The sequence below is a fragment of the Bradyrhizobium sp. 2TAF36 genome, assembly GCF_052114925.1.
In the GTDB taxonomy this organism is placed as follows: Bacteria; Pseudomonadota; Alphaproteobacteria; order Rhizobiales; family Xanthobacteraceae; genus Bradyrhizobium; species Bradyrhizobium barranii.
This window is the reverse complement of the sequence record NZ_JBFRFR010000070.1, coordinates 1-19,302: the sequence shown is the minus strand read 5'-3', so window position 1 is coordinate 19,302 and position 19,302 is coordinate 1. Positions and strand designations below refer to the sequence as shown.

20 protein-coding genes, 1 tRNA gene and 2 pseudogenes are annotated in these 19,302 nt (G+C 64.5%); 11 read left to right on the top strand and 12 right to left on the bottom strand.

Translation table 11 applies throughout. The annotated features are described in order from the left end of the window. Nucleotides 1-154: 154 nt before the first annotated feature. Nucleotides 155-2,570 (bottom strand): annotated as a pseudogene (locus tag AB4Z51_RS33075) (ATP-binding protein). A gap of 319 nt (nucleotides 2,571-2,889) precedes the next feature. On the opposite strand from AB4Z51_RS33075, the gene AB4Z51_RS33070 reads away from it, so the two are divergent. Next, entirely contained in the window at nucleotides 2,890-3,603 is a 714-nt protein-coding gene (locus AB4Z51_RS33070) for a substrate-binding periplasmic protein (RefSeq protein WP_441498797.1), read from the top strand. A 10-nt stretch (nucleotides 3,604-3,613) separates the two neighbouring features. Here the strand turns inward: AB4Z51_RS33070 and AB4Z51_RS33065 are convergent, their stop codons facing one another. Together AB4Z51_RS33065 and AB4Z51_RS33060 are read right to left on the bottom strand one after the other, a co-directional pair. After that, nucleotides 3,614-3,817 (bottom strand): hypothetical protein, encoded by a 204-nt coding sequence (locus tag AB4Z51_RS33065; protein ID WP_135216598.1) that lies wholly within the window; start codon nucleotides 3,815-3,817, stop codon nucleotides 3,614-3,616. 26 nt (nucleotides 3,818-3,843) lie between these two features. Continuing rightward, on the bottom strand, nucleotides 3,844-4,053 hold the full coding sequence (locus AB4Z51_RS33060) for a hypothetical protein (RefSeq protein WP_244623390.1): 210 nt from the start codon (nucleotides 4,051-4,053) through the stop codon (nucleotides 3,844-3,846). Between the two features lie 167 nt (nucleotides 4,054-4,220). On the opposite strand from AB4Z51_RS33060, the gene AB4Z51_RS33055 reads away from it, so the two are divergent. Continuing rightward, nucleotides 4,221-4,601 (top strand): YciI family protein, encoded by a 381-nt coding sequence (locus AB4Z51_RS33055; RefSeq protein ID WP_135216597.1) that lies wholly within the window; start codon nucleotides 4,221-4,223, stop codon nucleotides 4,599-4,601. A gap of 9 nt (nucleotides 4,602-4,610) precedes the next feature. Here AB4Z51_RS33055 and AB4Z51_RS33050 read toward each other — a convergent pair. Then, nucleotides 4,611-5,200: pseudogene (locus AB4Z51_RS33050) on the bottom strand (TMEM175 family protein). Between the two features lie 128 nt (nucleotides 5,201-5,328). Here AB4Z51_RS33050 and AB4Z51_RS33045 point away from each other — a divergent pair. After that, on the top strand, nucleotides 5,329-7,386 hold the full coding sequence (locus AB4Z51_RS33045) for an ATP-dependent helicase (RefSeq protein WP_135216596.1): 2,058 nt from the start codon (nucleotides 5,329-5,331) through the stop codon (nucleotides 7,384-7,386). A 62-nt stretch (nucleotides 7,387-7,448) separates the two neighbouring features. On the opposite strand, the gene AB4Z51_RS33040 is transcribed toward AB4Z51_RS33045, so the two are convergent. From AB4Z51_RS33040 to AB4Z51_RS33030, 3 genes are read right to left on the bottom strand one after another with little or no spacing between them, the layout of a single operon-like run. Then, on the bottom strand, nucleotides 7,449-8,696 hold the full coding sequence (locus AB4Z51_RS33040; protein ID WP_441498796.1) for an amidohydrolase family protein: 1,248 nt from the start codon (nucleotides 8,694-8,696) through the stop codon (nucleotides 7,449-7,451). 12 nt (nucleotides 8,697-8,708) lie between these two features. Then, nucleotides 8,709-9,212 carry a GAF domain-containing protein gene (locus tag AB4Z51_RS33035; RefSeq protein WP_135216594.1) on the bottom strand — a complete coding sequence of 168 codons (504 nt, stop codon included), beginning with the start codon at nucleotides 9,210-9,212 and terminating at the stop codon, nucleotides 8,709-8,711. Beyond that, nucleotides 9,209-10,567: an MFS transporter gene (locus AB4Z51_RS33030; RefSeq protein ID WP_135216593.1), complete on the bottom strand. Its 1,359-nt coding sequence runs from the start codon at nucleotides 10,565-10,567 to the stop codon at nucleotides 9,209-9,211. Before AB4Z51_RS33030 ends, AB4Z51_RS33035 begins: the two co-directional genes overlap by 4 nt. A gap of 108 nt (nucleotides 10,568-10,675) precedes the next feature. On the opposite strand from AB4Z51_RS33030, the gene AB4Z51_RS33025 reads away from it, so the two are divergent. Together AB4Z51_RS33025 and AB4Z51_RS33020 are read left to right on the top strand one after the other, a co-directional pair. Further along, complete coding sequence (locus AB4Z51_RS33025) at nucleotides 10,676-11,605, top strand: LysR family transcriptional regulator (protein ID WP_275552137.1); 930 nt, start codon at nucleotides 10,676-10,678, stop codon at nucleotides 11,603-11,605. A gap of 144 nt (nucleotides 11,606-11,749) precedes the next feature. Next, a complete protein-coding gene (locus AB4Z51_RS33020; RefSeq protein WP_135216591.1) occupies nucleotides 11,750-12,781 on the top strand; it encodes an LLM class flavin-dependent oxidoreductase in 1,032 nt (343 codons plus the stop codon). 25 nt (nucleotides 12,782-12,806) lie between these two features. Here AB4Z51_RS33020 and AB4Z51_RS33015 read toward each other — a convergent pair whose 3' ends face one another. Beyond that, nucleotides 12,807-12,998: a GIY-YIG nuclease family protein gene (locus AB4Z51_RS33015; RefSeq protein ID WP_135216627.1), complete on the bottom strand. Its 192-nt coding sequence runs from the start codon at nucleotides 12,996-12,998 to the stop codon at nucleotides 12,807-12,809. Nucleotides 12,999-13,427: 429 nt separating this feature from the next. On the opposite strand from AB4Z51_RS33015, the gene AB4Z51_RS33010 reads away from it, so the two are divergent. Then, nucleotides 13,428-14,444, top strand: coding sequence for a hypothetical protein (locus AB4Z51_RS33010; protein WP_135216590.1), 1,017 nt, complete (start codon nucleotides 13,428-13,430; stop codon nucleotides 14,442-14,444). Between the two features lie 109 nt (nucleotides 14,445-14,553). On the opposite strand, the gene AB4Z51_RS33005 is transcribed toward AB4Z51_RS33010, so the two are convergent. Further along, nucleotides 14,554-14,639: transfer RNA gene (locus tag AB4Z51_RS33005), tRNA-Tyr, on the bottom strand. A gap of 206 nt (nucleotides 14,640-14,845) precedes the next feature. Here AB4Z51_RS33005 and rlmB point away from each other — a divergent pair. Next, nucleotides 14,846-15,676 carry a 23S rRNA (guanosine(2251)-2'-O)-methyltransferase RlmB gene (rlmB, locus tag AB4Z51_RS33000; RefSeq protein ID WP_167768290.1) on the top strand — a complete coding sequence of 277 codons (831 nt, stop codon included), beginning with the start codon at nucleotides 14,846-14,848 and terminating at the stop codon, nucleotides 15,674-15,676. Nucleotides 15,677-15,799: 123 nt separating this feature from the next. Here rlmB and AB4Z51_RS32995 read toward each other — a convergent pair whose 3' ends face one another. Continuing rightward, nucleotides 15,800-16,336 (bottom strand): hypothetical protein, encoded by a 537-nt coding sequence (locus AB4Z51_RS32995; protein WP_135216588.1) that lies wholly within the window; start codon nucleotides 16,334-16,336, stop codon nucleotides 15,800-15,802. A gap of 56 nt (nucleotides 16,337-16,392) precedes the next feature. Next, nucleotides 16,393-16,878, bottom strand: coding sequence for a hypothetical protein (locus AB4Z51_RS32990; protein ID WP_135216587.1), 486 nt, complete (start codon nucleotides 16,876-16,878; stop codon nucleotides 16,393-16,395). A 307-nt stretch (nucleotides 16,879-17,185) separates the two neighbouring features. Here AB4Z51_RS32990 and AB4Z51_RS32985 point away from each other — a divergent pair, with 307 nt between their 5' ends. Continuing rightward, on the top strand, nucleotides 17,186-17,659 hold the full coding sequence (locus AB4Z51_RS32985; protein ID WP_135216586.1) for a hypothetical protein: 474 nt from the start codon (nucleotides 17,186-17,188) through the stop codon (nucleotides 17,657-17,659). Nucleotides 17,660-17,781: 122 nt separating this feature from the next. After that, nucleotides 17,782-18,486: a hypothetical protein gene (locus AB4Z51_RS32980; RefSeq protein ID WP_135216585.1), complete on the top strand. Its 705-nt coding sequence runs from the start codon at nucleotides 17,782-17,784 to the stop codon at nucleotides 18,484-18,486. Nucleotides 18,487-18,569: 83 nt separating this feature from the next. Here AB4Z51_RS32980 and AB4Z51_RS32975 read toward each other — a convergent pair whose 3' ends face one another. Then, complete coding sequence (locus AB4Z51_RS32975; protein ID WP_135216584.1) at nucleotides 18,570-18,833, bottom strand: hypothetical protein; 264 nt, start codon at nucleotides 18,831-18,833, stop codon at nucleotides 18,570-18,572. Between the two features lie 87 nt (nucleotides 18,834-18,920). Here AB4Z51_RS32975 and AB4Z51_RS32970 point away from each other — a divergent pair, with 87 nt between their 5' ends. After that, on the top strand, nucleotides 18,921-19,157 hold the full coding sequence (locus AB4Z51_RS32970) for a hypothetical protein (protein ID WP_135216583.1): 237 nt from the start codon (nucleotides 18,921-18,923) through the stop codon (nucleotides 19,155-19,157). Between the two features lie 61 nt (nucleotides 19,158-19,218). Continuing rightward, nucleotides 19,219-19,302 (top strand): transposase (locus AB4Z51_RS32965; RefSeq protein WP_352475093.1); only part of this gene is annotated, 84 nt, incomplete at its 3' end.

Below are 19,302 nucleotides of genomic sequence, written 5' to 3'. Positions count from 1 at the left end.
CGCTGTCACCTCGCTGGGATCGCCCGCTAGGCTTTGACGAAAGGCCTGGCATCGGGGCGCTCTCAGCCCTGGACCAGCGAGCAAGAAATCGGGCGCGACGRGGCCTCCCCGCCGCGCCTTTTTTCGTGGGTGGCGCCGCATGGATGAGTTCCGCTCAGGCCGGCGGCTCGCCTGCAAGCACCTCACGGATCTTCTGCGACAGCTCCGATTTCCGGTACGGCTTCCTGAGCAGCGCCAGGCCGGGATCGAGATGTCCTTCGTGGACGATGGTGTCGTCGGTGTAGCCGGAGGTGTAGAGCACGCTCGCCCCCGGCCGTCGACGCCGGACGGCTTCGGCCAATTCCCGTCCGTTCATGCCGCCGGGCATGATGATGTCCGTGAACAGGAGATCGAATTTGACGCCCTGGTCGACCAGCGCAAGCGCGGCTGCGCCGTCGCTGGCGGCGAGCGTGCGATAGCCGAGGGTGCCGAGCCGGGCGATGACATAGCCCTGCACCAGCGGATCGTCCTCGACCACGAGGATCGTCTCGTGCCCGCGTGCCGACGCGGGCGGTTGAACCGGCGCCGTCCTGGCCGGCGCCTCGCCCTTCGACCGCGGCAGGAACAGCCGCATCACCGTGCCGCGCCCCTCCTCGCTCTCGATGACGACGGTGCCGCCGGTCTGGCGGGCAAAGCCGTAGACCATGCTGAGCCCAAGTCCGGTGCCTCGGCCGACGCCCTTGGTGGTGAAGAACGGCTCGAACACGCGCTCGCGGATGTCGGCCGGGATGCCGTGACCGGTGTCGGCCACCGCGATCATCACGAAGGCGCCGCGCATGACGTCGCCGTCGCCGGCACCGCTGGTGCCGTCGAGCTCGCGGTTCGCGGTCTCCAGCGTGAGCCGGCCGCCGCCCGGCATCGCGTCACGCGCGTTGACGGCGAGATTGACGATCGCAGACGAGAGCTGCGACGGATCTGCCATCGCGGACCAGGCGTCGTCCGCGAGCCGGGTCACGATCTCGATATGCTCGCCGAGGATCGGCTTGAGCAGCTTCGCCGTTTCGACCACGAGTGCGTTGACGTCGATGTCACGGGGCTCCAGCGGCTGGCGGCGCGCGAAGGTTAGCAGCTGCGAGGTGATCTCGGCGCCGCGCGCCGCCGCATCGTCGATCAGTTGTGCGATCGCGGCGAACTCGGGTTTGTCGGCAAGCCCTTCCTGGATGATCTCGATGGTGCCGGTGATGACCGTGAGCACGTTGTTGAAGTCGTGAGCGACGCCGCCGGTGAGCTGACCGATCGCGTCCATCTTCTGAGATTGGCGCAGCCGCTCCTCGGCCTCGTGCTGCGCCGTGAGGTCGGTGGCCGACCCGCGATAGCCCATGAAGCGTCCGTCCGCCGCGAAGATCGGCTGGCCGTTGACATTGAAATGATGCATGCGGCCGGCCACGTCGCGCCCGCGATATTCGAACTTCCGGAACGGCTCGTGGCGGTCCAAGGTCGCCACGTGCGCGCGCCATTTCTCAGGCTCGGCGTCGCGGTCGGAGGCGGCATCTGTGCGGTGCTTGCCGACCAGCGCCTTGTTGTCCATGCCGAAGGCGCCGGCCCGGTCGGATACGTAGGTGAACCGATGATCCGGTCCGGTCTCCCAGAACCAGTCGGACGCGGTCTCGGCATAGTCGCGGAAACGCTCTTCACTGGCACGCGCGTCCTCTTCGGCGCGCCGGCGGATATTCAGGTCGCGCTCGAGATTTGCGTTGGCCTCGCGCAGCTCGCCATAGGCGCGCTCGAGGTTCGCGCACATCGCGTTGAAGGCGTCGATCACCTTGTCCAGCTCGTCGGGATCGCGGGGCGGCCGGCGCTCGAGGTGCAAAGGCGGCGGCGGCCGCGACAGGCTGTATTGGCCGACGAACTCGGCGATGGCGGCCAGATGCCGCGTCACCAGCAGATGGAACATGTAGATGATGAACAGCGAGACGACAAAGGTCTTCGCGGCCTCGCTTGCCAGGATGACCAAGGCCCGGTTCAGCAATTGCTGATAGACCTCGGCCAGCGTCGCCTCGACATGGAGCACGCCGATCGGGCGTGACGTCCCCTGGACGCTGTAGTTCAGCGGATAGTCGCGTGTCACGGCTGAGCGGGTGCTCGGCTCGCCGACCGCGACACGGATCGGATTGGGACGATCGGCGATCTCGCGCACCTCGGCGGCGCGGATGTCGGGCAGCCGCAGGATGCCGTCGAGCTGGAGCTTGAGCTGGTTCTGGTCGAGATTTCACAGGCTCTCGCCGAGGCTGCCGGTCGTGCTGCGGCCGATCTCGTCGAGCCGCGTCTCGATGACACCGACCTCGCGGTCGTAGTCGAGATAGAGCTGAAGCGCGGTCAGCATCAGCGTGACGATCGAGGAGAACAGCAGCACGGCGGCCAGCAGGCGCCGGCCCGACGCCACTGCGCGACCAGTTGAAGATCCGCGACAGCAGCGCTCCGATCATCCCTGGCGCAAATGCAGCGCCGATCCCGCTCAAATCCTGCTTCGCGGCCGCCGGGGGACCGGCGCGACTGCTGCGCTTGGAGTCCTCGTCGCCTGCGTTGCCCATGCACCACGTCCCCGGAATGGCGGCACCCTGCTCCGGACGGCGGGTCGCAGCCGCGAGCAATTCGACAGTTGAAATTCTCTCATCACGCGACCTGCGTGGCGATCCTGCCGGCCCATGGGCGGCTTGGCGGGGTCTTGTCTTGCGCCCAGCAGCAGGATTCTCGCGCAAACTATCACTTCGCGTACTGGAATGACATTGGCTAAAGTCCGCAGTCGCCTGCAAGACAAGCGAGCGTTGCGGCCGCCACACGGGTGCCACCCCAGGTGGATCGCGGCCATCCGAATCCAATGGTAGCCATGCAGGGTAAAGGAGACGCGTCATGTGGCGGATCATCGTCGCCTGCCTGTCATTGCTCGCCGCCGGTCCGTCACAGGCGCAGGAGCTGATCCGGCTGGCGCGGATCGCCGACATCCCCGATCAATATGTCGGCGGCGAGATGCTGCGGGCCGTCTACGCCAAGCTGAATATCAAGCTGGAGTTCGAGGACGTCCCTGGCAAACGCGCGCTGGCGTTGTCGAGCGCCGGCGAGGTCGATGGCGAGATCCAGCGGATCGGAACGCTCTCCAGCGACTACCCGACGCTGATTCRGGTCACGCCGGCGATCAACTACATCGAGCCGGCGGTCTTCGCGACGAAACTCCGTTTCGACGTCGCCGGCTGGAATTCGATCAGGGAGTACAGCATCGGCATCGTCCGCGGCGTCGGCTCCTCAGAGGCCGGGACGCGCGGCATGGCCCGCGTCACCACGACCACCAGCCTCGAGAACATGATCAGGATGCTCGACGCCGACCGTTTCAAGCTGATGGTCACCGATCTCTTCAGCGGGCTCGTCGCGGTGAGGAAACTCAATCTGCAGACCAGAATTGTCCCGCTCTCGCCACCGCTGGAGCGCATCCACATCTACCATTATTTGCACGAACGCCATCGCGATCTGGTGCCGAAGGTCGGCAAGGTGATCGCGCAGATGGAAGCGAGTGGCGAGCTGGCCACGCTGCGCGAGGCGTTGGTCAAACAGGTCCTGAGCGCGCCGTGACGGCGCCGGGTCAGCTCGCGCGATGCCGCTCACCCAGGGCAACGGCGGCAATCAGCACGCCGACGCACCAGGCCATGACCGCCCGATGAGGCTCGTCGCCGAGCAGCACGGTGATGATGCTCGTCAGCAGGCACGGCGCGATTGCCTTTCGCGTCCGGCTCATCAGCGCAAGCAGGAACGGCATCGCCGCGATCGATATTTGCAGGACGTCCATGTTGAAAGACGGTATCGCCGAAGGCGTCAGAAGCCACACACATTGAACGCGCGCGGGCGTTTTCCGCGGCGGCTTTCGACGATCCGCTCACCGCCGTTCTCGGCCGAGCTGCCGTAATAGCGGTGGTGGCCGGACTGGTCGTGCAAATCCGCGGCTTCCGACTTTCCCGCCCGACGCGCGTCGCAGATGATCTTTATGGTCGACATGGCCGCCTCCGAAGTGTTCTTGGTGGCCATCAGTCGCCTCGGCTTTGGGAAGCGTTCACCTCCGAGGGCGGCAATCGGGTTTCAGGACGGTTTCGTCGCAACTTGCGCGACGCAATATGTTAGTCTCCGGGATTGTCGGTATCGACGGCGCTCATACATCCTTCCGACTGCGAGCTTGAAAAACAAACGAGGTGACGATGCTTTACGCCATCCTGGCCTACCACGTGGAAGACGAGATTTTGTCCTGGACGCCCGAGCAGGACGCCGCGGTCGTGGCCAAAGTGATCGAGGTTCAGGCGCCCTTGAGGGCAAGCGGACACCTTGGGCCGGCCGCCCGTCTGGATGAGACCCGAAAGGCGCACACCTTGCGCGGCCCCGGCGCGGGCATGGTGCTGGACGGCCCGTTTGCCGAGACCAAGGAGCAGCTTCTCGGCTTCCATCTCGTCGACTACGATACCGATGAGGAAGCGATCGCAGCGGCGCGGAAGCTGCGCGAGGTCAACCCGTCGGCGGTCTACGAAATCCGCCCGGTCAAGCTTTACGTGCCGGTCGACGGGTTCGGCGCGACAAAAGGGTGAGCCGCCGCCTCACGCGCCTGGCCCGGTCGGTGCGACATAGAAGCGCTGGATCAGCAGCCCGCCAAAGGCGATGAACCACACGATGGGCGCGACGTGCGGCGCGAAGGCCGCATCGATCGTGCCCGGAATGAACACCAGCAGCGGAAACATCGAGGCCATGATCTCGTGGCGCCAGCCGCCGAAAATCGCCACCACAGCCAGGCATTGAGGCCGGCGATCGCGGTCAGATGCAGGCCGTACAGCACGGCCACCGCGCTGCTCATGCTGTAATTGATGTAGAGGCCATTGGTCACCGGCAGCAGCACGATCGACAGCAGGAAGAACAGGTTGAGGATCACCATGCCGCGGCTGCCCACGGGCTGGCGCGCGAGCCGGCGGTGGTGGCTGATCCAGAACACGCCGGCGATGATGAAGCTGAGCGCGAGACCGGCGAGCTTGCCGGAATAGACATGGGCGAGATCGCTCCAGCTCGGGGCGCTGGTGAACACCGCGGCCTTGGGCAGGTCGTAGGCGAGTAGCGTCATGGCGACACCAAAGATGGTGTTGCTGAGCGACTCCAGCCGCCGCATCTCGAACTGGTCGGGCTTGAGCTCGGTCATGCCGGTTGCGCGCTTCTCGGGCTGGAACTTCGGGCCGTGTTGTCCCTAGGTCTTAACATTGGTTCCGTCCAGCCGCATTGCGATTCGCACCGGGATCGCCGACTCTCACCCTTTCACCGGGGCGATTCGTGGCGACATATCTGGACACGCTCAATGCGGAGCAGCGCCGCGCCGTGGAGCATGGCGTCGCYGACGGCGCGACCGTGGGCGCCCCCCTGCTCGTCATCGCCGGCGCGGGCTCCGGCAAGACCAATACGCTCGCCCATCGCGTCGCGCACCTGATCGTCGCAGGCGCCGATCCACGCCGCATCCTCCTGATGACGTTCTCCCGCCGCGCCGCGGCCGAGATGGCCGGCCGGGTTGAGCGCATCGCCCGAAAGGCGCTGGGCGAGAACAATGCCGCGATCATGCGCGACGCCCTCACCTGGGCCGGCACGTTCCACGGCATCGGCGCGCGCCTTCTGCGCGAATATGCCGAGCGGATCGGCGTCGATCCAGCCTTCACCATCCACGACCGCGAGGATTCCGCCGACCTGATGAATCTGGTCCGGCACGAGCGCGGCCTGTCGAAGACCGAGAGCCGCTTTCCCGCCAAGGGCACGTGCCTGTCGATCTACTCGCGCTGCGTCAATGCCGAGATGGAGATCGAAAAAGTGCTCGGCCAGCACTATCCTTGGTGCGCGGGCTGGGCCGCCGAGCTGAAGGGCCTGTTCGCGGCCTATGTCGAGGCCAAGCAGACCCAGCACGTGCTGGATTACGACGACCTCCTGCTCTACTGGTCGCAGATGATGAGCGATGCGCTGATCGCCGAAGAGATCGGCGGCCGCTTCGATCACGTGCTGGTCGACGAATATCAGGACACCAACCGGCTGCAATCCTCGATCCTGCTGGCGCTGAAGCCGGATGGACGCGGGCTAACCGTGGTCGGCGACGACGCGCAGTCGATCTATTCGTTCCGCGCCGCCACCGTGCGCAACATCCTGGATTTTCCGCAAAGCTTCTCCCCCCGCGCCGAGATGATCACGCTCGACCGCAACTACCGCTCGGCGCAACCCGTGCTGGCGGCGGCCAACGGCGTCATCGGGCTTGCGCGCGAACGCTTCACCAAGAACCTCTGGACCGACCGCACCTCGTCGCAGAAGCCGCAGCTCGTCACCGTCCACGACGAGGCCGACCAGGCGCGCTACATCGTCGAGGAGGTGCTGGCCAACCGCGAGCAAGGCGCGCTGCTCAAGCACCAGGCGGTGCTGTTCCGGACGTCCTCGCATTCCGGTCCGCTGGAGATCGAGCTGACCCGCCGCAACATCCCCTTCGTCAAGTTCGGCGGACTGAAATTTCTCGATGCCGCGCATGTCAAGGACGTGCTGGCGCTGCTGCGCTTTGCCGAAAATCCGCGCGACCGCGTCGCCGGTTTCCGCATCCTGCACCTGTTGCCCGGCGTCGGCCCCGCCACCGCGCAGCGCGTGCTCGACCAGATGGCGGAGAGCACCGACCCGCTTGCCGCGCTCGGCCAGCTTGCGGTGCCGCCACGCACCGGCGCCGAGTGGACCGACTTCGTCCGCACGGTCGGAAATCTGCGTTACTCGGAATGGCCCGCCGATCTCGAGCGCGTGCGGCTCTGGTATGAGCCGCATCTCGATCGCATCCACGAGGATTCCGAGACGCGCCGCGCCGATCTCATGCAGCTCGAACAGATCGCGAGCGGCTATGCCTCGCGCGAAAAATTCCTGACCGAGCTCACGCTCGACCCGCCGGATGCGACCAGCGACAAATCAGGTCCTCCGCTCCGCGACGAGGACTATCTGATCCTCTCCACCATCCACTCCGCCAAGGGCCAGGAATGGAAGTCGGTGTTCGTGCTCAACGTCGTCGACGGCTGCATGCCGTCGGATCTCGGCGCCGGTACCTCGGCCGAGCTTGAGGAGGAGCGCCGCCTGCTCTATGTCGCGATGACGCGCGCCAAGGACGATCTGCATCTTGTCGTGCCGCAGCGCTTCTTCACCCACGGCCAGCAAGCCAAGGGCGATCGCCACGTCTACGCCTCGCGCACCCGCTTCATCCCGGAATCCCTCGTCTATCTGTTCGAGCGCACCGCCTGGCCGAAGGCGGCTTCGGCTGCGGCCCGCGCTGCGGCGCAGGGCCCGAAGATCGATATCGGGGCGCGGATGCGGGGGATGTGGCGGTAGCGCAGGCTTGTTTAGACGTGTGTTCCTAACGCGAACCGGTATCCTCTTCGCTCGAAAACGCTTTAAGCGTTCAGCCGGTCGAACTGGACCTTGCCTGCCTTCATCACCATCGGGATGTGCTCGCCTTGGCCGAGCAGGCAGGCCACATCGCGCAGCGGGTTGCCGTCGACCACGAGCAGGTCCGCAATAGCGTCGGGCGCGATCCGGCCGAGCTTACCCTCCATGCCGAGCACTTCGGCGCCGATCAAAGTCGCGCTGGCGATGACGGAGCGCGCTCCCAGAATTTCGGCGCGAAGGCGGAATTCGTCGCTCTGGAGGCGTTGAGAAGCTCCAAGCAGATCGCTGCCAAATCCCATCTTTACCCCGGCGTCGCGATAGATCGCGAGCGAACGCAGACCGGCGTCGCGGACATCGGCGATCTTGGCCACGCTCTCCGGCGGCAGGCCGTATTGGGCGCCCTCGTTGGCCAGCGCCTCGTAGGTGACGAGGGTCGGCACCACATAGGCACCCTTGTCGGCGATCAGGCGCGCGGTCGGAGCATCGACCAGATTGCCATGCTCGATGGTGCGCACGCCGCAGCGAACCGCGCGTTCGATGGCGGCAGCGGTGTAGGCGTGGGCGAGCACGTAGGTCTGGCGCCCGCGCGCCTCCTCGACGATGGCGCGGATCTCGTCCTCGGAGTAGCCGAAGGCGCCGACCGGATYGGTCGGTGAAGCGACGCCGCCGGACGCCATGATCTTGATCTGGTCGGCGCCCATCTGGAGCTCCTCGCGTGCTGCCCTGCGCACGCCATCGACGCCGTCGGCAACGCGCGCCAGCGCCCCGACACGCACGCAGCAGGGACACGGGGCGTCGCTCGCGAGGTAATCCGAGCGCGCCCGCATATCACCATGGCCGCCGGTCTGGCTGAGCGCACGGCCGGAGACGAACAGCCGCGGCCCGTCGGTCAGGCCGGTCTCGATCGCCTGCTTCAGCGCATGGCCGGCGCCGCCGGCGTCGCGGACGGTGGTAAAGCCACGCCGCAGCATGCCGCGCAGCAGCAGCGTCGAGCGCAGCGTCACCAGCACGTTCGGCATGTGCACCTGCTGCGCCAGGTTAAGCTCAACGGCGATGGCGTGCACATGCAGGTCGATCAGGCCGGGCATCAGCGTCCTGCCCTTGAGATCGATGGTGCGATCGGCGGTGGCCTGGATCGGCCGGTCCGAGACCTCCTTGATCAGGCTGTCTTCGACCAGCACATCATGGCCTGCCAGCAATTCCGCCTGGAGCGGATCGAGCAGCGCGGCGTTCTTGAAGAGGATGCTGGACATCGCGGAATCCTGTCAGAAGTCGACCGGCGCAAGCAGCGCCGGCAAGGTGAGCTGGGCAAAGGGAAGGCACGCGGCGATATCGTCCTCGCCATACCAGCCCGCCTCGTGAAGCAGATTGAGCGAGCCGAGCGTACGGCCGCGCCAGCGCACGGGCATGTTGAGCACGCTCGCGCAGCCGAGCGAGGCGATCAGCTCGTGGTCGGAGAACACCTTGCGCAGATCATCCTGCGTGCGGCCGATATAGGCCTCGCCGCGATCAAGAACCGCCTCGGTCCACGGGCCCGGCGCGAGGCGCTTGCGTCCGCCGGTCGGGTACGGACCGGGAAGATTGGAATAGACCCGCGCCGCTTCGCCGCTGTCCCCGTCGTAGGTCAGGATCGTGAACAGCTTGTGCCCGATCGCCGACTTCACGGCTTCGTCGAGTGCCGCGAATAGTGCATCCGGCTGATCCGCCCTGCTCTGCGCCGCCGCGACGGCGCAGAGCCAGGGATCAGCGGTAACTTTCGTCCGCGTCATGCAACTTCACCCGCCGCGATCTCTTCCAGCGAGCGGCCGCGCGTCGGCACGCCCATCAGCACGACGGTGACTGCCCCGAGCAGCAGCACAGTGGTGGTGACCCCGAATACGCCGGCGAAGCCGAAATTCGGATAGAGATAGCCGACCAGGATCGGCGAGACGATCGCGCCGATGCGACCGATTGCGGAGGCGAGCCCGGCACCCGTGGTCCTGACCGGCGTCGGGAATACTTCGGCGGTATAGGCATAGACGCCCGCATAGGTGCCGTTCATGAACAGGGACAGGAAGATCCCCGCCGCCATGATCTGCTGGTCGCTTTGCGCGAAGGCGAGCCCGAGCGCGCTGGCACCGCCGAGCACCATGTAGGTCGCGATCGTCGCCTGCCGCCCGATGCGCTCGTTGAAATACGCGGCGCTGAAATAACCGGGGATCTGCGCGCAATAGATCGCGATCGAATAGGCGAAGCTCTTGGTAATGCTCATCCCGTTCTGGACCAGCAGGCCGGGGATCCAGACGAAGAAGGAATAATAGCTGAAGGTGATCGCCAGCCACATGATCCAGGTCATGATGGTGATGCGCGCCTGGCGGCCGGCGAGCAGCGCCGCGAAATTGGCGAGCAGCGTTCCGGTAGCTCCGGCCGGCGCCGTCGCTTCGACGACCGGCTGCGGCAGGACATGGCCCGCGCGCGCAAAGCCTGCCTCGATCCTGTCGAGGACGGCTTCGGCTTCCTTCTCCCGTCCCCGGCTTTCGAGCCAGCGCGGCGATTCCGGCAGCGCCCGGCGCCACCACAGCAGCATGACGACCGGCACCGCTGTGATCACCAGCACGATGCGCCAGCCGTTCTCGTAGGCGGGAACGATGAAGTAGCCGAGCAAGGCTGCGGCGACGAAGCCGAAGGAGAAGAAGCCGGCGAGTGCGCCGGTAAAGCTGCCGCGATAGCGCCGCGCGACGAACTCCGCGAGATAGGGCGCGATGATCGCGCTCTCCGCGCCGGTCCCCATGCCGGCGACAACGCGGGCGGCAAAGAAGGACGGCCAGGTATCGACCATCGCGCTCACGATCGATGCTGCGCAGTAAAGCGCCAGCGCCGACATCATCACCGCGCGGCGCCCGATCAGGTCGCCCAGCGTGCCCGCCAGCAGCGCGCCGAACAGGAAGCCGATATAGGTGCTGCTGCCGAGCACGCCGATCTGAACGCTCGACAGGTTCCAGGCAGTGCGCAGCACCGGCAGGATGAACGCCAGCACGGCTGCGTCCATCGCGTCGAATGCGTAGCCGAGCCCGCCCATCAACAGCAGATGCGTGTGGAAACGCGCGAATGGAAGGCGCTCGACGCGCGCCGAGATCATCGACATGAAAGTCCCCCTCTGTCTGGCGGCCCGGCACTCCGCTCATCCCTTGGAGGAACCATAGACAAAGAGATATTATCGTCATAATTTATAATTATGATCTAGTACATCACTGTGGTGAATGTTCTGTCGTTCCGATCGCTCGACCTCAACCTGTTGAAAGTCTTCGAGGCCCTGATGACCGAAGGCAGCGTCACGCGCGCCGCTAATGCGCTTCTGATGACGCAGCCGGCGGTCAGCAACGCGCTCGCGCGCCTGCGCGACGCGCTCGGCGATCCCCTGTTCGTCAGGTCCGGCACCGGCATCCGCCCCACCCAGCGCGCCGTGGTGCTGTGGGAGCCGATCGGCGAGGCGCTGGAACGCGTTCGCGGCGCGCTCGACGAGCAGGTGTTCGATCCGCGCCGCGCGCAGACCGAGTTCAGCCTGTCGATGTCGGACTACGTCGCCTCGCTGGTGATGCCGAACCTGCTGAACCATTTCGGCAGGGTCGCGCCCAAGGCGCGCGTCCATACCGTACCCAACACCATTCTGGAGATCGCCGACCAGCTCGAGGACAACAGGGTCGATTGCGTGCTGAGCGTATATGTCAACGAGGCGCAACAGCCGGCCGCCATTCGCTCGCGCTCGCTGTGGACCGTCGACTACGCCTGCTTCATGCGGCGCGGCCATCCGCTCGCCGCGATGAAGCGGCTGAGCACGCGCAGCTTCCTCAATGCGGGGCACTTGGACGTGAGCCTCGCCGGCAAGACCTTGCCGTCCTACGATCTTTTCCTCGCCTCGCGCGGGCTGTCGCGCAACCTGGTCGCGACCGTCAATCATTACAGCGCCGCCTACGAGGTCGTGCGCCAGACCGACCTGATCGCCGTGCTGCCGAGCGAGCTGCGCTCGCAATCCCGACACGCGCCGTTCCTGCACGCCATGCCGCTTCCGCTCAAGGCGCCACCGCGCATCGTCAGCCTGTTCTGGCACCAGCGCAACGACACCGTACCGGCGCAACGCTGGCTGCGCGAGACCCTGGTCGAGACGTTCGCCAAGTCCGACTGAGCCGGCGGGGCGATGAAAAACCGGAAAACCAGCCTTTCCCGGAGCAGCATTGTCGAAGCGGTCTCCGCGCCTTAGCTGCACAGCAAACAATTTCCCACATGCGGGCGCTGCTCGCACCCCCCTCCCCCCGCAGAGACCTGATCGATGACCTCACCGCTTCAATTCGGACTGGATACCTTTGGTGACGTCACCAAGGACGGCACAGGCAAGACGCTCGCGCATGCTCAGGTGATCCGCAACGTCGTCGACGAGGCCGTGCTGGCTGACGAGCTCGGCCTCGATTTCATCGGCCTCGGCGAGCACCACCGATCTGATTTTGCGATCTCCTCGCCCGAGACCGTGCTCGCCGCGATCGCGTCGCGCACCAAGCGCATCCATCTCGGCTCGGCCGTGACGGTGCTGAGCTCGGACGACCCCATTCGCGTGTTCCAGCGCTTTGCGACTCTGGATGCGCTCTCCAACGGACGTGCCGAGGTGATCCTCGGCCGCGGCTCCTTCACCGAATCCTTTCCGCTGTTCGGCTTCGACCTGCGCGCTTACGAGGCGCTGTTCGAGGAAAAGCTCGATCTGTTCACGGCTCTCTTGTCGCAGCAGCCGGTGACCTGGGAGGGCAAGCTGCGTCCGCCGCTGAAAGAGCAGCTGGTCTATCCGCCGGTCGAGAACGACCGGCTTAAGGCCTGGATCGGCGTCGGCGGCAGCCCGCAATCGGTGGTGCGCGCAGCGCATTACGGCCTGCCCCTGATGTTCGCGATCATCGGCGGCGATCCCACGCGCTTTGCGCCTTACGTCGATCTCTACCATCGCGCCTTCAAGGAGTTCGGCCGCCCGGCACAGCCGATCGGCGTGCACTCGCCTGGCTACGTCGCCGAGACGGATGAGCAGGCGCGCGAAGAGCTGTGGCCCGACTACAAGGCGATGCGCGACCGGATCGGCAAGGAGCGCGGCTGGCCGCCGATGGGCCGCGACGAGTTCGTCAATGAGGCGGAGCACGGCTCGCTCTATGTCGGCTCGCCGGAAACCGTCGCGCGCAAGATCGCCAAGACCGCAAAGGCGCTTGGCATTTCGCGCTTCCAGCTGAAGTATTCGGCGGGGCCTTTGCCGCACGAGAAACTGATGCGGAGCATCGAGCTTTACGGGAGGAAAGTGGTGCCGATGGTGCGGGAGATGATGGAGTAAGGCGATAGTCCGTTTTTGCTTTCGCTCACCAGAATCTCTTCTTCGCGAAGGCGTGGCCCGAACCCGACTTCAAATAACGTTCGAAGGCTCTCGCCTTCTCGATATCTGAGAAGGCCACATAGGTAACCAGCCTCCAAGGCATGTATTTGGAGGTATGCGGAGAGTTGCCCGCGTTAAGATCCGCTAGCCGCTTTTTGAGGTTCGCCGTCAGGCCAATATAGCGCTGACCTCATCTGCATCGCGCTCGAAAATTTGCTGACGGCCCACGGTCCGCAGCCGGTCTCCCTCACGCGAACCGAGCTTCGGCAGCGGTTGGCCGGGCTGGTGGGATCGCAGCAAGAGCCGAATTCGCACACCTGACATCCGACAAGGTCCGGACGGCCTAGTTCGTTGCGCTGGATGCCCCGCCCCACGTACTCGGCCGCATTGCCAGCAAACGGCCTCCCCTGCGTTGCTCTCGTATGTCTGCTGAGTGCGCCCGGCTCGCTGCCCGTCTCGCGTACCGGCCAAGTCTGGTACCCATTGGCCGAATGGCGGTCGTTGGCGCTCAAACCGATTTCTAACACCTAGTAACCGACTAGGTGTTAGCTGCCCTTCCGACTTGCCGGGCCGTCGCGGATAAAAACCTCAACACGAGGACATCCGCATGGGACCGCAATTCATTCGCTTCGAAGTGTACGGCAGGGTCGGAGCGCATCACAAGAACAGCCGTCGACGCAAGCGATCGATGCACGGGATCGCTGCTGAGCAGGTGCGCGAGCCGCATGCCTGCCCGCATTTGGCGGATCCGAAGCCGCACATTCAGCGCTTTGGCTGCGATCCCCGCGACGCGGTTGCATTCGCCGACGAGCTTGGGCGACAGGCCGTCGATGTGCGAGGCCGTCGCCTTCGATGCGACGCCCCAATCATCCTGGCCGGCGTGATCTCCTGGCCCGAGCCGCTGGCCCCCTGTCTTGATGATGCTGAAGCAATGAGCCGCTGGGCCGCGTTTCGCGACGACAGCATCGCATGGCTCCGCCAGTACTGGGGCGACCACCTGATGAGCGTCGTCGAGCACATCGACGAGGCCCAACCCCACATTCAGTTTATCGCCGTGAGCCACCTCGATGCGGACCGCCGCCTCCACCTGACGAGAATTCATCCAGGCCTGCGGGCCGGGCAAGCGGCAGCCGAGCGCGGCGGCTCCAAGCGCGAGCAAAAGAAAGCTCATCAGGCCGCGATGAAGCAGTTCCAGAACAACTTCTACTACGACGTGGCGTCCCGGCACGGACTGAAGCGACTCGGGAAGAAGCGTCAGCGCTTCGAGCGCAACGAGTGGATGGCCCGAAAGGCGGATGCAGAGGCGCTTGCGGAAGCCGGCCGGCGACAACGCGCAGAGGCGATCAAGTTGGTCGAGCAGGCTGAATTCTGCGCGAACGAAACCATTGCTCTGGTTCAGCAGGACGCGCGGGTCCAGATCGATGCGGCTAAGGCGGAAACTGAGAGCCGAGTGGCGGTTGTGAAGGAAAAGGCCACCAGATACGCAAACAATGTCGCGACCGAGTTCGCCGCATTGCAGCACAAGCTTCAGGAGCGCGATGCAACTATTTCCGCCCAGGCAGAAGAAATCGAGCAGCTTCGAGAGGCGCTGAGGAGACACGAGGCAACACCCGGATTGCCGTGATCAGCCTCTGACACAAAAAGTGACCCACCCCTGACCCAACGTCAAAATCGAGCGCTCTCGCCATTTTACGAAATCTGGAAAAAATTGATTTTTACCAGCAAAATCAAGATGGTGGGGGAGGCAGGACTCGAACCTGCGAAGCCATGAGGCGGCTGATTTACAGTCAGCTCCCTTTGCCACTCGGGACACTCCCCCGCTCGACGGCAGCACAATCGGGCCGGACCTTGCCGGCGACCGAAGACGGCCATGGAACGTGAAGGCCGCGACAGCCCGGATGGGGGCGCGACCGGGCGCGTTTATGGGCGATGCGGTGGGGCAAAGTCAACCGAGGCGAACAGCTAAAATCGCCCCCGACGCCACCCAAATTGCCATATTCCGGGACCCGTGACACAAGCAAGCCCATGAAGGATCGAAAATTCACCCCAAGGGGCCCCCGCGGCGGGGCTAAGCCCTTCAACAGGCCCGGAAAATCAGCCGGCCGGCCGGCCTGGCGCGACCGCGATTCGCAGTCCGACGGACCGGTCATCCTCTATGGCTGGCACACCGTGACCATGGCGCTGGCCAACCCTCAGCGGCAGATCCGCAAGCTGACGCTGACCGAGAACGCCGCAAAGCGGCTTGCGGACGAGAACATCGCGACCCGCGTCACGCCCGAGATCGTCCGGCCCCAGGAGATCGACCGCCTGCTGTCGCCCGACGCCGTGCACCAGGGCCTGCTCGCCGCGGCCGACGCCCTGCCCTCGCCCGACATCGAGACCCTGGACCAGGAAGGCATGGTGCTGGTGCTCGACCAGATCACCGATCCGCACAATGTCGGCGCCATCCTGCGCTCCGCAGCAGCTTTCGCGGTGAAGGCGATCGTCACCACGGCACGGCACAGCCCCGAGGCAACCGGCGTGCTGGCCAAGGCCGCCTCCGGCGCTCTCGAGCTGGTGCCAATGGTGATCGTGCAGAACCTCGCCCGCGCACTCACCGCGCTGAACGAGCGCGGCTTCCAGACCGTTGGGCTGGACAGCGAAGGCAGCGAGGACCTCTCGAACGTCACGCTGCGCGAGCCGCTCGCGCTGGTGCTTGGTGCCGAAGGCAAGGGCCTGCGGCAACTGACCCGCGAGACATGCAGCGTCGTGGCGCGGCTCGACATGCCCGGCGAGATCAAGAGCCTCAACGTCTCCAACGCCGCCGTGCTCTCGCTCTATGTCGGCGCGAGCCGGCTCGGGCTGATGAAGCGGTAGAGCGTTTTCGAGCGAGTGGATACCGGTTCGCGTCAAGAAAACGCGTCAAACTAAGGATCCAAAAAACAAAACGCCCGTCCGCATCGCGCGGGCGGGCGTTTCTCAATTCAACCGGTCAAACGATCAGTAATAGCGGCGCAGCACGCGGTGGCCGCCGTAATAGTACGGCGCGGCGCGACGGGCGTAGCCGTAGCGGGGACCGTAGCCGTAATGCACGCGCGGCAGATAGCCGTAGCGCGGGCCATAGCCGTAGCGATACGGACGGTAGTACGGGCGCTGATAGGGATAGGCGGCCGGGGCTTCGACCGCGGCGGCACGATAGCCATAGCCGTTGCCGTAGCCATAACCACGGCCGTAGCCGTAGTTGGCGGGCGCGACGACTGCGTCCTCACGATAGGTCGGGTACGGCGCGAATGCGCCCGGCCCGGTGTAGGTCGGCCCCTGGTTGACGTAGTAATACTGCGTGGCTGGCTCGGCGAGGTGCTCAAAGCCCCATCCGCCATAACCCGGGCCATAGCCCCAGCTACCGCAACCCGTGTTGCAGCCGCTATAGACCGGCGCAACCGGTGCGCACGTGCTGAAGCCGCAAGCCGCGGCGGGCGCGGTGGCGACGAACATCACGGCAGCCGCCGCAACCAGTCCCGAAATCGTCTGACGCATTACTCTCTCCTGTTGATTTTCGTATCTTGGATTTTTTCTTGAATTTTTGACGTTTCTTAAGTTGGCGGCCTTCCGGGCGCCTGTGCATGCGGCCGCGGCCGAGGACGCCGCGGACGGTCGTTGATCTCAGGCGCAAAGATCACCGCCGGCGGATTGACGGGCACGTCCATCTGCGGCGGCAGCGGCGCCGATTGCACACCCCAGCTCTGGTGATAGCTCTCGGCGGGCCTGGGCAATTTGCGGTTCGCGGGCGGCTCGACCTCGAGCCGGCCGTAGCCGGGCCGCAAGCCCATGGTCGGATAATAATGGCCGACGTCCTCGGGCTGCCGCTCGGCGATGTAGCGCCCGCCATAGATGGTCGGCTGCACCTGGACGTTCTTGCCGAGACCCCAGACACCCTCGACCACGCTGTAGGACACGTCGATGTTGTCGATGATGATGGGCACGCCCGGGCGGCCAGGAACGACGATATCGAAGCCGCCGCCGGCAAACGCCGTCGCGGGCAATCCGATCAGAAAGGCGGCGAGCGCGAGAGCGCGCATGGAAGGATCCCGGTTTATCCGACGCTCAACCTATCCGATCGCCACGCGGAGAGGGTTAAGGCCCGCTCATCAATTTCCGGTAAGCCTAACGTGCAAGGGTCGATAGCGGCTCAAATGCCGCAAGCTGCGCTAGCGAACCGTTAACGGGACACAAACCCGCCGCACATGCCGGATCGCACGAGGTTGCGTGGCACAAACTGTACATCCTCGGCGGGCTCACGTCGATGTGACCCCACATGCGAGAAGCCGCGGAACGACTGCCGGATGGCGCGCTTAGCACAGGTCTCAACAACATGGAGCAAATGCCATGACGAGCCTGAAGTTTCTTGGCTTGGCCGCGATCGTCGCGTCCACGCTGGCAACACCGGCCTTCGCGCAAACGACAGTCGACAATTCGGGCCGCTGCACGGGGCTCTTCCAGGATCCCAATTGCCAGAATCTCACCCCCGGCAATCCCACCACCGATCGCGCCTATCGGCGCCGGCACATGGCCCGCGGCCAAGTGAATCCGGATGACGGAACTCGATCGCGCTTCTGGCCGGTCGACACCGCAGGCGCCGTTGCTGGCGCCGCCGTCGGCACCGCGGCAGCCGTTGCATCCGCGCCGTTCCGCGGCTGGGACAATTCCTACGCCTATGACAATTCCGGTGGATATGCCGGCGGCCGTAGCGAAATGGGCTGGTACGGCAATTGGGATACCTATGCGGCCCGCAACGGCATCGTTTGCCGGCCCGGGACCTGGTACAAGGGAGCGAACGGCCTCCAGCACATCTGCCAGTAACACGGCACAAGTCGGGTGAAGAGGATCAGGCGGCCCTACGGGCCGCCTGTTTCATGGCGGCGAAACGCACCTCTGGAAGCATGGAATGCCGAAAAGTTCACTTCGCGGATATGAGGTGACACATGAAACGACTACCCGGCACCGCCGCCATCGTCCTAGCCTCCGCAACACTGCTCGCCCTGACCGGCGCCGCGCACGCGGTCGATCACGGCAAGGCCGCCAGTGACTACGGTTTTGCGAACGCCTCCCTCGAACTCTATTGCAAGGGTATCCTGACCGTGGCCGATGCGAAGGAGAACGCCAAGCTCGACCGGATGTACCGAAACAATTCACGATGGAAAAAGGACTACGCCGAGGGTTACGACTACATCGCCAATCGTGAGCGGCGCGACATGTCCAGTCTCTGGTCGATCTGTGTCGATGCAGCCTCACGACACAAGTGGTTAAGGATCGACTCGGAGGTACGGGTCATCCTGCAAGACTACGCCAACGGAAAACTTAAAGAAAACGAAGCGCAGGAACAATTGAACCAGAAGAATGCGGCCTTGTTGGCCGTTCCTGCGACCGAAGAAGCATCCGACGTGGAAAGCACCAAGATCAGTCTGGCAATCAGGATCGCGTTGTACGAATCGGTCTGCGAGATCAAGCTGTCCCCGACTGTCGAGCAGGCCAAGGAGCTATTGCTGAAAAACGTCGGCAAGAAAATAGTGATGATAGGCAGCGCCGCTATCATCGGGTCGTGGAACCGCGACAAGGCTGCGATGGCCAAGTGGTGCGCTGGCGCTCCCAAGACGCTGCGCATGATCGAAGAGGGTATGAAGCCATGAAGTTTGCGCTCACTGCAATGCGTAAGCGCAGACGATGGAGGAAAAGGTCGCTAGTGCTTTAGCGCGGCGCGTTCGCTAACTTCTTAGCGACCCTTTCCCTTCATGATCTCGTCTATCATCATGAGCGTATCTTTATACGCTTGATCCATCACCGGGCGGCAAGTTCCCTCGAATTGATCACGCAACACTTTGATGTTGTCGCACTTGCGCGACATCTCGTTTGTCATCTTGTCGTTGGCGATAGTAGCCAAGGCTCCAACCGCTTCTTTGGAAACGCCAGCCTGCGCACCTATGCGAATGCTGCGACCGTGCAACACGCCTGCTGCAGTCTTGAGTTTGCCGAGCAAAGGGTCGCTTGGGTCTTTTTGCTCACGACAGACCGCATCAATAGTGGCGTAATTCGCGCAGTTGATTGCATCGTCAAGAGGCGCCGCATGAGCGTCGGCGACGGCGAACGCAGCGGCGATGGCGAGAAAGCGTTTCAGGTCTCGTCCTCACTCCAAAGGGACGTATTTGGTTCCGAGACCGCGCAAGGCTTTGACAGCTTTGGAGCACCATTCGTTTTGTCAGCTTTAGTCTTCCAAGAATTGATTGACGGTTGCGCCGACGATCATCCGCTCTTTTGGTCTGACATCCTTCGCCCGTACGTGCTTGAAACGGAGCAGTCYTGACCTTGCCCCGCGGGTTTAATCCAGTTTGAAGTTCGTTCTGGCCCACGACAAGGACCAGAGCATGAAGCGCAGCCGCTTTTCGGAAGAGCAGATCATCGGGATCTTGAAGGAGCATGAGGCCGGCGTGTCGGTCGCCGATCTGTGC